The following is a 13765-nucleotide window of genomic DNA, read 5'->3' on the forward strand; positions in this document are numbered from 1 at the left end:
TAGTCACGGGACGGACTCAAAAAGTCACCGCACGCCCCTCGTGGCAGCGATGTGTCGTACTCCACACTGGGTTCCGGTGCCTGAGTCCTCGGAGCGCGGCCGATCCGTTCCCAGCGGGTCCTTCACCCCCGCGGTTCCGCTCATCGAGTACGGGACGGACAGCGGCGAGGCCGCCGACTCCGCCCCTGAAGTACCGCTGCCGTACCCGCCGGCAGCGATCATCCTGGAGGTCGCCCCCGTGCAGACCCAGACCCTCGACCAGACCGAGACCAGCACGACGGACGGCGCGGAACCGGAAGCGGAGACCGATGTCCTCGCGACCGTCCCTCCGCAGAGCCGCGCCGCGCACCACCCCGAGACCGCGGACCCGGAGAGCCCGCCCGAGCTCGAAGAACCGACGGCCGAAGCGGTGGAGACCGCCGAGGCCACCGAGCCCGACGTACGGCCCCGCGGCCGGGTCGCCGCCGACAACGGCGCACCCTCCTCGGACCTGTTCCGCCAGTACCTCCGCGAGATCGGCCGCATCCCGCTGCTCACCGCGGCCGAGGAGGTCGACCTCGCCCGCCGTGTCGAAGCCGGTCTGTTCGCCGAGGAGAAGCTCGGCAGCGCCTTCGACCTGGACAGCCAGCTCGCCGTCGACCTCGACAGGCTGGTCGTCATGGGCCGGATGGCCAAGCGCCGTCTGATCGAGGCGAACCTGCGGCTGGTCGTCTCCGTCGCCAAGCGGTACGTCGGGCGCGGGCTGACCATGCTCGACCTCGTCCAGGAGGGAAACCTCGGGCTGATCAGGGCGGTCGAGAAGTTCGACTACGCCCGCGGGTACAAGTTCTCGACGTACGCGACCTGGTGGATCCGCCAGGCCATGTCCCGCGCCCTCGCCGACCAGGCCCGCACGATCCGCGTCCCGGTGCATGTCGTCGAGCTGATCAACCGGGTCGTCCGCGTCCAGCGCCGGATGCTCCAGGAGCGCGGCTACGAGCCGACGCCGGAGGAGGTGGCCGACCACCTCGACCTCGCGCCCGAGCGCGTCAGCGAGGTGCTCCGGCTCGCCCAGGAGCCGGTTTCGCTGCACGCGCCGGTGGGGGAGGAGGACGACGTCGCCCTCGGGGACCTGATCGAGGACGGCGACGCCACCAGCCCCGTCGAGTCGGCGGCGTTCCTGCTGCTGCGGCAGCACCTCGACGTCGTGCTGTCGACGCTGGGGGAGCGGGAGCGGAAGGTCGTACAGCTGCGGTACGGGCTGGCGGACGGGCGTCCGCGCACGCTGGAGGAGATCGGGCGGATCTTCGGCGTGACCCGGGAGCGGATACGGCAGATCGAGTCCAAGACGCTGAACAAGCTGCGGGACCACGCTTTCGCGGATCAGCTGAGGGGCTATCTGGACTGATGCCGGGCGCGGGCCCGGTGGGGGCCGGTCGCGCAGTTCCCCGCGCCCCTGAAGGCACCTCGGCTGAGGTCGCTTTTTAGGGGCGCGGGGAACTGCGCGACCAGCCACGACGGGCCGGCACACACACGACGGCCCCTCGTGGCACTCACCGCAGAACGGCTAGTCCACTTCCGCCACCGCCTGGGCGAACTGCGCCTTGTACAGCCGCGCGTACGCCCCGTCCGCCGCCAACAGGTCGGTGTGCGCGCCCTGTTCGACGATGGAGCCGTTCTCCATGACGAGGATCGTGTCCGCGTCCCGGATCGTGGAGAGCCGGTGCGCGATCACGAACGACGTGCGGCCATGGGCGAGTTTGGCCATCGCCTTCTGGATCAACACCTCCGTGCGGGTGTCCACGGAGGACGTCGCCTCGTCCAGGACCAGGATCGTCGGGTCGGACAGGAACGCCCGCGCGATGGTGATGAGCTGCTTCTCACCGGCGCTGACGCCCGTGCCCTCGTCGTCGATGACCGTGTCGTAGCCCTCGGGCAGCGTACGGACGAACCGGTCGGCGTGCGCCGCCCGCGCCGCCTCCTCGATCTCGCCCCGGGTGACCTCGCGGGAGGCCCCGTACGCGATGTTGTCGGCGATGGAGCCGCCGAACAGCCAGGTGTCCTGGAGCACCATGCCGATCCCGGCCCGGAGTTCGTCCCGGGACATCCGCGCGATGTCCACGCCGTCGAGGGTGATGCGCCCGCCGGAGACCTCGTAGAACCGCATGAGGAGGTTGACCAGGGTCGTCTTGCCCGCGCCGGTGGGGCCGACGATCGCGACCGTGTGGCCCGGTTCCACCGTCAGCGAGAGGTCCTCGATGAGCGGCTTGTCGGGGTCGTAGCGGAAGGAGACGTGCTCCAGGGCGACCAGGCCGCGGAGTTCGGCGGGGCGTTCGCTCGGCATCGGGTCGGGGGCCTGCTCCTCGGCGTCGAGGAGTTCGAAGATCCGCTCGGCCGAGGCGACTCCGGACTGGACCAGGTTCGCCATCGACGCGACCTGGGTCAGCGGCATGGAGAACTGGCGCGAGTACTGGACGAAGGCCTGCACGTCTCCGATGGAGAGTGCGCCGGACGCGACGCGCAGGCCGCCGACCACCGCCACCAGCACGTAGTTGAGGTTCGAGACGAACATCATCAGCGGCTGCATGACCCCGCTGTTGAACTGCGCCCTGAAGCCCGCCTCGTACAGCGCGTCGTTCTGCTCGGCGAACAGCTGCGCCGACTCGTCCTGCCGGCCGAAGACCTTCACCAGGTTGTGCCCGGTGTACATCTCCTCGACGTGCGCGTTGAGCTTGCCGGTCGAGCGCCACTGCTGCACGAAGTGCGGCTGCGAGCGCTTGCCGATGCGGGTGGCGACGAGGAACGACAGCGGCACGGTCACCAGCGCCACCAGGGCGAGCAGCCAGGACACCCAGAACATCATCGCGAGGACGCCGATGATCGTGAGCAGCGAGTTGATCAGCTGGCCCATCGACTGCTGGAGCGTCTGCCCGATGTTGTCGATGTCGTTGGTCGCGCGGGACAGCACCTCACCGCGCTGCCGCTTGTCGAAGTACGACAGCGGCAGCCGCGACATCTTCGTCTGCACGCTCTCGCGCAGCCGGAACATGGTCCGGTTGACCGCCCGGTTGACCATCCGGGTCGCCACCGCCATCAGCAGCCCGGCCACCAGGAACGTGCCCAGCGCGAGCAGCAGCACATGCCCCACCGAGGTGAAGTCGATGCCCTTGCCCGGCGTGAAGTCCGTGCTCTTGAGCATGTCCGCGACCGAACCCTGGCCGCGGTCGCGCATCGCCTGGAGTGCCTGCGCCTTGGTCGTCCCGGCCGGCATCTGCCGCCCGATGATGCCCGCGAACACCAGGTCGGTGGCGTTGCCGAGGATCTTCGGCCCGACCACGTTCAGGCCGACGCTCACCACCACGCACATCAGCAGGATGCCGATGGTCAGCCGCTCCGGCCTGAACTGGCCGATCAGCCGCTTGCCGGACACCTTGAAGTCCATCGAACGGGCGTCGGGGCCCGTCCCGGCCATCATCCGCCCCATGGGCCCGGCCATCAGGCAGCCTCCGCTTCCGTCAGCTGGGAGAGCACGATCTCCCGATACGTCTCGTTGTCCGCCATCAGTTCGTGATGGCGGCCCGTCCCCACGACCCGGCCCTCGTCGAGTACGACGATCCGGTCGGCGTCCCTGATGGTGGCCACCCGCTGCGCCACGATCACCACGGTCGCCTCGGCGGTCTCCTGCGAGAGCGCCGCCCGCAGCGCCGCGTCGGTCGCGTAGTCGAGGGCGGAGAAGGAGTCGTCGAAGAGGTAGATCTCCGGCCGCTGCACCAGCGTCCGGGCGATCGCGAGCCGCTGCCGCTGACCGCCGGAGACGTTGGTGCCGCCCTGGGCGATGGGGGAGTCGAGGCCGTTCTCCAGCCCCTCGACGAAGCCCTTGGCCTGCGCCACCTCCAGCGCGTGCCACAACTCCTCGTCGGTCGCGTCGGGATTGCCGTAGCGAAGGTTGGTCGCGACCGTGCCCGCGAAGAGGTACGGCTTCTGCGGGACCAGGCCGACCGTCTTGGCGAGCAGCACCGGGTCGATCGTCGACACGGCGACACCGTCGACGAGGACCTCGCCGTCGGTCGCGTCGACCAGACGCGGGACCAGACTCAGAAGGGTGGACTTCCCGCTGCCGGTCGAGCCGATCACGGCCGTCGTCTCGCCCGGGCGGGCCACCAGGTCGATGGACTTCAGCACGGGTTCCTCGGCGCCCGGGTAGCAGAACCCGCCCCCGCGGATCTCCAGGTGCCCGTGCCGGCGCAGCTCGGTGACGGGCGCGAGCGGCGGCACGACACTGCTCTCGGTGTCGAGGACCTCTTCGATGCGCTCGGCACAGACCTCCGCGCGCGGCACCATCATGAACATGAAGGTGGCCATCATCACGGACATCACGATCTGCATGAGGTAGGCGAGGAACGCGGTCAGGTCGCCGATCTGCATTCCGCCGCTGTTGATCCGGTGCGCACCGAACCACACGACGGCGATCGACGACAGGTTCACCGTGGTCATGACCACCGGGAACATCAGCGCGAGCAGGTTGCCGGTCCTCAGCTGCATCTCGGTGAGATCGCTGTTGGCCTTCCGGAACCGGTCCTTCTCGTACTCGTCCCGGACGAAGGCACGGATCACGCGGTTGCCGGTGATCTGCTCGCGCAGCACCCGGTTGACCGCGTCGAGCCGCACCTGCATGGACCGGAACAGCGGCCGCAGCCGGCGCACGATCAGCGTCACGCAGAGGGTCAGCGTCGGCACCACGGCGACCAGCACCCCGGACAGCGGCACATCCAGACCGAGCGCCAGGATGATCCCGCCGACGCACATGATCGGCGCCGACACCAGCAGCGTGAACGTCATCAGGGTCAGCATCTGGACCTGCTGGACGTCGTTGGTCGTCCGGGTGATCAGCGAGGGCGCGCCGAACTGGCCGACCTCGCGGGCCGAGAACGACTGCACCCGGTCGAAGATGGCACCCCGGATGTCCCGGCCGACGGCGGACGCGGTGCGCGCGCCGAAGTAGACGGCACCGGTGTTGCACACGACCTGGACCAGCGAGATCCCGATCATCAGGGCGCCGAAGGACAGGATGTAGCCGGTGTCACCCTTCACCACACCGTTGTCGATGATGTGCGCGTTCAGAGTGGGCAGGTAGAGGGTGGCGCAGGTCTGCAGAAACTGCAGCAGCACCAGAAGAAGGATGGGTTTCCTGTAGGGCCTGAGATAGGTCCGCAGAAGTCGTATGAGCACGCTGGGTCTCTCGGAGTCGGCGGGTGGAGGGCGGGCGGTGTGCCCCTCGCCCCTATCGTCGGACACTCCACCCGCGTTACCTCAACCGATTAAGCCAACAGCAGTGCCCAACGCGCCGTTATGCACCCTTGAGTGCCCTCTTCAGGCCGACGACCGCACATAGCTACGAGCGGAACGCGCCCGGATGCGTCTGTTCCCGTACCGACACGTACTGCTGCCGCACGGCCTGTCCTACGGCCAGTTCGTCGCCCGGCTCGAAGACCTGGGCGACCGGTCCCTGCCAGGGCGGCGGGTTGCGCGGGTCCAGGGTGCCCTGCGAGACCCCGAGCGCCCACGCGGCCTGCCGGGCGGCGCCGATCGCGGCGTAGTCGGCGGGCTGCGGTACGACGACCTGCGTCCCGAACAGCGCGGGCGCCGCGGCCTGCACGGCGGGCAGCTCGGCGGCAGGCCCCAGCAGGAAGAGCCGCCGTACGGCCACGCCCCGCCCGCGCAGCACGTCCAGCGCGTCCGCGAGCCCGCACAGCATGCCCTCGAACGCGGCCCGCGCCAGATGCTCCGCCTTCATCGACTCCCGCCGCAGCCCGGCCAGCGTCCCGGCGGTGTGCGGCAGATTCGGCGTCCGCTCGCCCTCCAGATAGGGCAGGAACACCAGCCCGTGCGCCCCCGGCGTCGACTTCATCGCCAGCTCGGACAGACTCTCCAGATCGGGCAGCCCGAGCAGCTCGGCGGCGCCCCGCAGGGTCCGTACGGCATTGAGGGTGGTGACGACCGGCAGATGCATCCCGGTCGCGTCGGCCAGCGAGGTGATCATCCCGCTCTGGTCGACGAGCGCCTCGGGGTGTACGGCCATCACGGACCCGGAGGCCCCGAGCGACACGACCGCGTCCCCGAAGCCGATCCCGAGCCCGAAGGCGGCGGCCATCGTCTCGCCGGTTCCTGCGGAGATCAGCAGCCCCTCCGGGGTCGTACCGGCCGCTTCGGACGGGCCGATCACCTCGGGGAGCATGGCCTGGTGGCCGAGGGCGAGGTCGACGAGATCGGGCCGGTAGCCACCGCTGGCGGCGGACCAGTAACCGGTCCCGGAGGCTCCACCCCGATCGGTCGTCCTCCGCACCGGCCGCCCGAGCAGCTGCCACACGAGCCAGTCGTGCGCCTGGAGCAGCGCCGCGGTGCGGCGGGCGTTGTCGGGCTCGGTCCTGTTCAGCCAGCGGAGCTTGGTCACGGGGTGCGCGGCCTGCGGTACGGAACCCACCGCCTGCGCCCACGCCTCACGCCCGCCGAGCGCGTCGACGAGGTCGGCCGCCGCGACCTGCGCCCGCTTGTCACCGCCGACCATCGCGGGCCGCACGGTGTTGCCCTGCGCGTCCAACGGCACGACCGCGTTCTGCTGCGCGGAGACGCCGATGGCCTGCACGCCCTCCAGCAGCCCCCCGCCGGCCGCCTCGCCCAGCGACAGCAGCCAGGCCTGTGGATCGACATCGGAGGGCCGCCCGCCGCCCTCGGTCTCGGTTTCGACCGGATGCGGCGCATATCCCTGCCTGAGCACGGACCCCGTGTCCGTGTCGCAGACGACGATACGAGTGAAATCGGGCGAACTGTCCAACCCGGCGACTATCCCCATGGCGGAAATTCTGCCGTACGGCGGGAGGTGGCGGCGCCGGGTCCGGACTCCCTACGTGTTGCTGGTGCCCCAGTCGTCCTCGCCCGTGCCGTTCGCGTTGCGCTCACGCAGGGACCGTACGCGCTGGGCGACCGAGTCGGGGACCCGGTCGCCGACCTTCTCACCGACCACGTGGTACGCCTTGCCCGCGAACTGGCGGCCCTGCTGCGCCGCCGTCTCGGCGGTGTTGCGGACGGCGGGGTTCTGCGCGACCTGACGTGCCGACTTCTTCAGCTGCTCGTAGCGCTCGCGTCCGGCCCGCGTGCCCAGCACGTAACCCAGAGCCAGTCCGACGACGAACGTGAGCTTGTAGCGCATGACGGCCATCCTTCCCTTGCGTAGATCTCCGGCGCGGCTCGGTGCCGGGGGAACCGATTGGCGGAGCACCCCCCTGCTTGCGCTAATGTATGTGTCGCAGCGAGCACACGCCCTCTGGCGAATACCCAGGGAGGTACGTTCGATGCAACGAGGCATTCCCCTGTAGCTCAATTGGCAGAGCAGCCGGCTGTTAACCGGCAGGTTACTGGTTCGAGTCCAGTCGGGGGAGCTTCGATCTTCCGTAGCTCAATTGGCAGAGCAGCCGGCTGTTAACCGGCAGGTTACTGGTTCGAGTCCAGTCGGGAGAGCGCAGTGAGGAAGCAGTGATGAGGACCCCGTTGGGGTCCTTTTTCATGTCCCCCGGAACCGCTCGCGACGTGCCGCAGTCCTCATGGTCGTGCGAAGTCGACCATCCGAAGCAGGAGATCGTATGAGCGGCTATGCTGCGGCAGACGGCGCGTACAAATGTGCGCGACGCGCCGTAATGGGGCGGTAGCTCAGCCGGTTAGAGCAGCGGACTCATAATCCGTCGGCCGTGGGTTCGAGTCCCACCCGCCCCACCCTTGCCTCTTTCAGGAGAACCGTTTCCACCTGCGGAAACGTCGGAACGGGTGCCGTCACTCGACCGGGGTGACACCCGTTCGGCTGTTCGGCCGACGGTCCGCCAGGACCGGGGTTCCGGCGGACCGTTGGGGAAGTCAGGGATCAGGCATCAGCACACGCAGGGGTCCGTACCCGCCCCCAGGCCGATGATGTCGCCGTCACTCAGCGCGCCGGAGTAGGCCTGTATCTCATCCACGTCGCCGTGCAGGTACTCGCCCCAGCCGTCGCCGGACCTGGCGCGGCCGATCTGGAGGGCACCCGTGCTGTGCCAGCCGTTGGGGAGGGTCGTGGTGGCCTGGGTGTTGGTGTAGCCGTCGAGGAAAAGCCTGATCGTGTCGGTGGCGTCGTCGTAGACCACGGCGAGGCGATGACCCTGGCCCTCGCCTCCGTCCGCGCCCGTGATCTGGGACACCACCTTCTCGGGGGCCCCGGCCTCGTCCTTCTCCGGCATCACCAGCTGCCAGGAGTACGTGGACGGCTCGTAGCGCAGCCTGAAGGCGTCGGTGTGCTCGCCGGACTGGGAGAGCACGGTCATCGGGTGGGCGGGCTCGGAGTCCGCGAGGCGTACGACGACGCCGAGAGTGAAGCTGTCCCCGGTGTCCACGACGGGACCGTCGGCAGCGGCGTACCCGCTCTCGCCGTCCAGTCGCAGATGACCGTCACCGACGAGTGGCGGCGGCACGTAGGCGCAGTCCGGGTCGATGTCCGGGATGCAGGAGTCGTCGGAGCCCTGGTAGAGGGAAGCCCCCGTGCCGAGCCGCAGGGGCGTGCCGCCCGACTGCTCGGGGCTCACCCCGTCCGTCGCGTTCTCCAGTGACCAGTGGCCCAGCAACTTGGGCTTGCGGTAGGCCAGTTCGGCGGCTTCGTTCGGCACCACGACCCGGTCGTGAACCTGTACGTCGCCGACGTCGCCGTGCCACTGGCCTCCATAGCCGGCCGCCCCGAGGGCGCGCCCGATCTGGAAGGCACCGGCCGCCTCGGCGGGAGTCGCGTCGGCCGCGGTCCCGACCTCGTGGCCGTTGACGTACAACCGCGCCTTTCCGGTCTCGGCGTCGTACAGCCCCAGCAGATGGGCCCACTCGCCGGTCTCGGGGGCGCCGCCGGACACCCGCGCGCCGCCGATCGCGAACGACCAGGCGGGCCCGGCGTCCTGGCTGCGCAGCCCGAGGTCGAAGCCGGGCGCCGCGGCGGCATCCTGGCTGAGGACGGTCATGTCCCGGCCGGTCTCGGCGGGCCGTACCCACGCGCTCACCGCGAAGGACTTACGGAGGTCGGTCGCCGGGGCGTCAGGCGTGAGGAAGCCTCGCTCGCTGCCGTCGAGGGCGACCGTGGCGGTGGCCGTGGTGCCGGTGGGCGCCGGGCCGCCGAAGGTCACGCCGGTCCCGGCACGGGCGGCGGTGCCGGTCTCGGCGGTGGCCGAGCGGGAGTCCGCGGGGTCGTCCAGCTTCCAGCGGGCGACGGGGGCGCGGCCGGCCTTCACGTTGAAGTCGTAGTGCGACTCGGCGCTGCTCCGGCCCGACCGGTCGATCGCGTGGACCGTCAGCGACTTGGGTCCCTGGGAGAGCGGCAGATACGGAATGGTCACGGGCGCGCCCGGTCGTGCCGCGGAGACGGTGCCGTAAGGGCCGCCCAGGAAGCCGTACGTGTACGACTCCACGTCGTCGGACGGCGAGACCATGGTGAAGTGGCCGTAGACGCCCACTCCGTCCACCCAGAACACGTCCTCCCGGTTGGGGTATTCGGGCGAGGTGATCGTCGCCTTCTCCGGGCTCACGTCGTCGTACACGAACGAGCAGACCGAGCCGTCGCCCTCGTCGCTCCACGGAGAGGTCGCCTTGCCGTCGTTCGCGCGGACGTGCCAGGAGACGACGGTGTTCGCCGGGATGTCGCTCGGCATCCTCCAGTCCTGGCGCGACCCCGAGGAGAGAGTGACGGAGGTGTAGCTGCGCTGCTGCTTCACTCCGGCCGCGTCCGTCCACCAGGCTTCGAACTCGCCCTTGAGCGGGCTGGATTCGGAGGGCTGGTTGTCCTCCTCCGGGTCGTACAGCACCGCGCTGAGCCTGGGCGGCGCCGACACGTAGGCCGTGTCGTCACCGGTCGCGCACGGCTTGCCTCCCGACTGGAGGTCTCGGACGAGCGGTTGATCCGGCGGCAGGTTGTCCACCGCGTACGCCGTCCCGGTGGCCGTGGCCAACAGCGCGGCCACGCAGCCCCCCACCATCGTCCGTCTACGTCTGCCTGTCCTTGCGAACCTGGTCAAGTGGCCCTCCCCTGTGAGCGTCTGACGCCCGTGGATCACACGGGCGCCTGAAGCTAACAGAGGCCACTGACAGTACGGAAAGGGGTTTCCGGGCCGCCCCGTTCCAGCAGATGCCCGGCCCGCCGAACCGGGGGTGAGCGGCGGGCCGGTGCTTCTGTCGTCAGCGTGGTTGGGTGAGTTGGGCGGCGAGGAGGTGGGAGTCGAGCAGGGTGGTGTCGGATGCCCGGGCTGCCTTCACGTAGCCGGTGAGCATGCGTTTGGTCAGGACGAGGGCCTGTGGGGAGCGTCGGGCGAGGGGTCTGGTCCAGGCGGTGACGGTGTCGTCCAGGTCGTCGAGGGGCGCGACCTTGTGGAGGAGCCCCAGGCGGTGGGCGGTGGAGGCGTCGAAGTCCTCGCAGGTGAGCATGAGTTCGCGGATACGGGCGGCACCGGCCTCCACGATCAGGCGTCCCATGCCGCCGCCCCACGCGGGTGCGAGGCCGAGGCCGACCTCCGGCATGCGGAAGCGGCAGGTGTCCGCCCCCGCGCGCAGATCGAAGTGGGCGGCCAGGGCGAGGCCCGCGCCGATGACGTTGCCGTGGAGGCGGGCGATGGTGACGGCGTGGGTGTTCTCCAGCGCCTGGCACAGACGCTGGGCCTTGTCCGTGATGCGCCGGAGCGTGGCCCCGGTCGGATCGGCGGCCAGCGCCTCCTGGAACTCGCGGCGGTCCGCTCCCCGGCAGAAGTCTTCGCCCAGGGACGAGAGCACCAGGATGCGTACGTCGGGCTGTTCGTGGAGGCCGTCGAGGACGGCGATGAGTGCGTCCAGGACGGCGGAGCTCAGGACGTCGTCGTCCTGGCCGGAGGGGTTGAGTTGTACGTGGAGGACGGACCCGGTCCGGGTGAGGCTCACGGGGGCGGCGGGGGCGGCCGTCTCCGGGTGGTTCAAGGGCTCCGGAACGGGGGTCTGCACGGTGGCACCGGGGGTCATTGGCGAGTTCATGTCAGTGATACGTCCAGGTTCAGGAGTCGCCTGAACGCCACCCGGGGTGCCATCGCGGGACGGCGTACCAGGGTGAGTCTCGGCAGTCGGGCGATCATGCGGCGCAGCAGGGTCTGCGCCTCCAGCCGGGCCAGGGGTGCGCCCAGGCAGTAGTGGATGCCCCCGCTGAAGGCGAGATGGGTCAGCTTGCGCCGGGGGGCGAAGGAGTCGGGGTCCGCGCACCGGGCCGGGTCCCGGTGGGCGGCACCCACCATCAGGTGGACCATCTCGCCGGCGCGGACCTCGGTGTTCTCCAGGAGGCAGTCCTGGGAGGCGACCCGGCTGATGACGTGGGTGGGAGGGTCGTAGCGAAGGGTCTCCTCCACGAACTCCGGGACGAGGTCCGGGTGTTCGGCGAGCAGACTCCAGCGGGCGGGGTCCTCGACCAGCAGGAGGACCATGGTCGACAGCAGTGTCGACGTCGTCTCCAGGGCGGCGAGCAGGACGAACAGGGCGAGGAAGTAGACGCCTTCGTCGGCCTTGTCCCGGTCCGGTTCGAGCTCGTCCCAGGCGCGTATCCACCGGGAGACGGGATCGTCGCCCGGATGTGCGCGCCGGTCGCGCACCAGCTCCAGGAAGTAGACCCGCAGCTCCGCCATCGCGGCGTCGGAGCGGGCCAGTTGGCTGGCGTTCGGGAGCAGCTCCTGGGTGAAGACCTGGTCGTGGGTCAGTTCACGCAGCCGGGGCCAGTCCGCGCCGGGTATGCCGAGCCAGTCGCCGATGGTGGCGACCGGGAGTTCCTCGCTGACGAGTTCCGCGAAGTCGGCCTCGCCCGCGCGCAGGCGCTCGTGCAGGGTGTCCAGGAGGCGGTCGACGATGTCGTTCACCCGTCGGCCGATCTGCTCGACGGTGGAGCGGTCGAAGGTGCCGGCCGACCGGCGCACCCGGGTGTGCTCCGGCGGGTTGAGGGCGGGCATGGTTCGGCTGATCTCCCGTGAGGAGGGGGCGCTCCAGCGGGTACGCGCGCCCTGCCGAGCCCTCCAGTCGGTGTCCGGTTCGAGCCAGAGGCCGTTGCGCAGTACCTGGTCGCAGGTGCCGTAGCCGGTCACGAGGTGACCGCCCCAGGGCGCGGGGCTGACTGTGCCGCGCGCCCTGAGTGCCGCGTAGATGGGGAAGGGATCGGCCTGTCCCTCAGCCGTCCGGAGACGGGAGAACAGGGAGACGGTGGCCCGACGGTCCGCTGTCGGAGTCGTGACGCTTCCCACGATGGTGGCTCCTCTCTGCCAGCCGCCATTCGTACCCGTGGGATGTTTGAATCATCCAATAACACAGTGCTTTCGTAGGGTTACTTACATCACTCGCTCTTCACGTCACTCACCATTCACCCAGGCACGGAAGCGGCTGAACATCCCGCCCTTGGGGCGCGGAGCGGCGTGCGCGGCCGGCCGGCTGAACGCGGCCTGCTGCGGCACAGCGGCGGGCGCCTGCCCGACGCCCGGAGCGGACGGCCGCGCCGGGCGGGGCTTGGCCGCCGACGGCACCGTGCGCGGGGTGTACCGGATGGGCACGGTCACCAACTGGCGGCTCCACGGCGCCGGCACCCACGCGAGCTCCTTGAAGGGGACGCGCATCTCGACGTCGGGCAGCCGGTTCAGGAGGGACTCGACGGCCGTGGCGGCGATCATGAACGCCGGGTCCTTCGCCGGGCACGCGTGCGGACCGGCACCGAAGGCCAGGTGGGCCTTGGAGCTGAGCTGTTCGCGGTGCGCGGTCAGCTTCGGGTCGTTGTTGGCGGCCGCGAAGGAGATCAGGACCGGGTCGCCCGAGTGGAGCGTCCGGTCGCCCAACTCGACGTCCTGCGTGGGGTAGTGGGCCGCGTAGTTGGCGATCGGCGCGTAGTTCCACAGCGTCTTCACCACCGCGTCCTCGACCGGCAGACCGCTCGGCCAGTCGTCGCTGAGGTACAGCGCGGTGCTGGTGCCGATCGAGGCCGTCAGGGGCGCGGTGCCGCCGGAGAGCAGGGTGACGAGCTGGTGCAGCACCTCTTCGTCGGTCAGCCGGGAGGAGTGCACCATCAGCTGGGTGGTGAGGTCCTCGCCGGGCTGCCGGCGCTTGAGGGCGATCAGTTCGGCGAGCGCCCCGCCCAGCGTCTCGTCGGCACCCGGGATGCCCTGGAAGATGCCGGTGATGCCAGCGATCACGCGGTCACCGAGTTCCGGCGGGCAGCCGAACAGCTCACCGAAGACCAGCAGCGGCAACGGCTGGGCGTAGGCGGCCATCAACTCCGCCTGCCCGAGGGCCTCGGAGCTGAACTGGCTGATCAGATAGTCGGCCGACTGCTGCGTCAGCCGGACGAGCCGGCTCTGCTCGACGGTCGCGAGACTGTCCGTGACCGCCTGCCGCAGCCGGGCGTGCGCCGCGCCGTCGCTGAACAGGGCGTTGGGCCGGTAGCCCATCATCGGCAGCGCCGGACTGTCCGCGGGCACCTGCCCGTCGTTCAGCGCGTTCCAGCGGCGCGAGTCCCGCACGAACAGGGTCGGGTTCTGGAGGATGTACAGGCTGGCGTCGTAACTCGTCACCAGCTCGACCTCGACGTCCGGCGCGATGTCGACCGGGGCGCTCGGGCCCAGCGTGCGCAGCCGGGCGTAGGTGCTCTCGGGGTCGGAGCCGAAGTCGGGACCGTACAGCGGGACGTTGCCGTGCGCGGGGCAGCCGGCCGGTGCCCCGGACGGGTCGAAGGGGTGTTGCATGCTGG

9 protein-coding genes and 3 tRNA genes are annotated in these 13765 nt (G+C 70.1%); 4 read left to right on the plus strand and 8 right to left on the minus strand.

Annotated features, from left to right (window positions below; translation table 11 throughout):
- The first annotated feature begins 76 nt into the window (after window positions 1–76).
- Complete coding sequence (locus ACIRB1_RS07550) at window positions 77–1387, plus strand: RNA polymerase sigma factor (protein WP_352185564.1); 1311 nt, start codon at window positions 77–79, stop codon at window positions 1385–1387.
- 159 nt (window positions 1388–1546) lie between these two features.
- On the opposite strand, the gene ACIRB1_RS07555 is transcribed toward ACIRB1_RS07550, so the two are convergent.
- The 4 genes from ACIRB1_RS07555 to ACIRB1_RS07570 form a co-directional block, all read right to left on the minus strand.
- Window positions 1547–3475: an ABC transporter ATP-binding protein gene (locus ACIRB1_RS07555; RefSeq protein ID WP_352185565.1), complete on the minus strand. Its 1929-nt coding sequence runs from the start codon at window positions 3473–3475 to the stop codon at window positions 1547–1549.
- Window positions 3475–5208, minus strand: coding sequence for an ABC transporter ATP-binding protein (locus tag ACIRB1_RS07560; protein WP_403464926.1), 1734 nt, complete (start codon window positions 5206–5208; stop codon window positions 3475–3477). The genes ACIRB1_RS07555 and ACIRB1_RS07560 overlap by 1 nt, the downstream gene beginning before the upstream one ends.
- Window positions 5209–5371: 163 nt before the next feature.
- Window positions 5372–6829, minus strand: coding sequence for an FGGY-family carbohydrate kinase (locus tag ACIRB1_RS07565; protein WP_403464927.1), 1458 nt, complete (start codon window positions 6827–6829; stop codon window positions 5372–5374).
- A 51-nt stretch (window positions 6830–6880) separates the two neighbouring features.
- Window positions 6881–7186, minus strand: coding sequence for a YtxH domain-containing protein (locus ACIRB1_RS07570; protein WP_352185568.1), 306 nt, complete (start codon window positions 7184–7186; stop codon window positions 6881–6883).
- 156 nt (window positions 7187–7342) lie between these two features.
- On the opposite strand from ACIRB1_RS07570, the gene ACIRB1_RS07575 reads away from it, so the two are divergent.
- From ACIRB1_RS07575 to ACIRB1_RS07585, 3 genes are all read left to right on the plus strand, one after another.
- Window positions 7343–7415, plus strand: a tRNA-Asn gene (locus ACIRB1_RS07575).
- A 6-nt stretch (window positions 7416–7421) separates the two neighbouring features.
- Window positions 7422–7494 (plus strand) — tRNA-Asn (locus ACIRB1_RS07580).
- 178 nt (window positions 7495–7672) lie between these two features.
- Window positions 7673–7746: transfer RNA gene (locus ACIRB1_RS07585), tRNA-Ile, on the plus strand.
- A 152-nt stretch (window positions 7747–7898) separates the two neighbouring features.
- Here ACIRB1_RS07585 and ACIRB1_RS07590 read toward each other — a convergent pair.
- The 4 genes from ACIRB1_RS07590 to ACIRB1_RS07605 all read right to left on the minus strand — a co-directional run bounded on the left by ACIRB1_RS07590 (window position 7899) and on the right by ACIRB1_RS07605 (window position 13760).
- Complete coding sequence (locus ACIRB1_RS07590; RefSeq protein WP_403465361.1) at window positions 7899–10010, minus strand: LamG-like jellyroll fold domain-containing protein; 2112 nt, start codon at window positions 10008–10010, stop codon at window positions 7899–7901.
- A gap of 199 nt (window positions 10011–10209) precedes the next feature.
- Window positions 10210–11031, minus strand: coding sequence for an enoyl-CoA hydratase/isomerase family protein (locus ACIRB1_RS07595; protein WP_403464928.1), 822 nt, complete (start codon window positions 11029–11031; stop codon window positions 10210–10212).
- Entirely contained in the window at window positions 11028–12275 is a 1248-nt protein-coding gene (locus tag ACIRB1_RS07600; RefSeq protein WP_403464929.1) for a cytochrome P450, read from the minus strand. The genes ACIRB1_RS07595 and ACIRB1_RS07600 overlap by 4 nt, the downstream gene beginning before the upstream one ends.
- A 105-nt stretch (window positions 12276–12380) precedes the next feature.
- Complete coding sequence (locus ACIRB1_RS07605) at window positions 12381–13760, minus strand: cytochrome P450 (RefSeq protein ID WP_403464930.1); 1380 nt, start codon at window positions 13758–13760, stop codon at window positions 12381–12383.
- Window positions 13761–13765 lie beyond the last annotated feature (5 nt).

The organism is Streptomyces sp. NPDC096013, assembly GCF_044763565.1.
Lineage (GTDB): Bacteria > Actinomycetota > Actinomycetes > Streptomycetales > Streptomycetaceae > Streptomyces.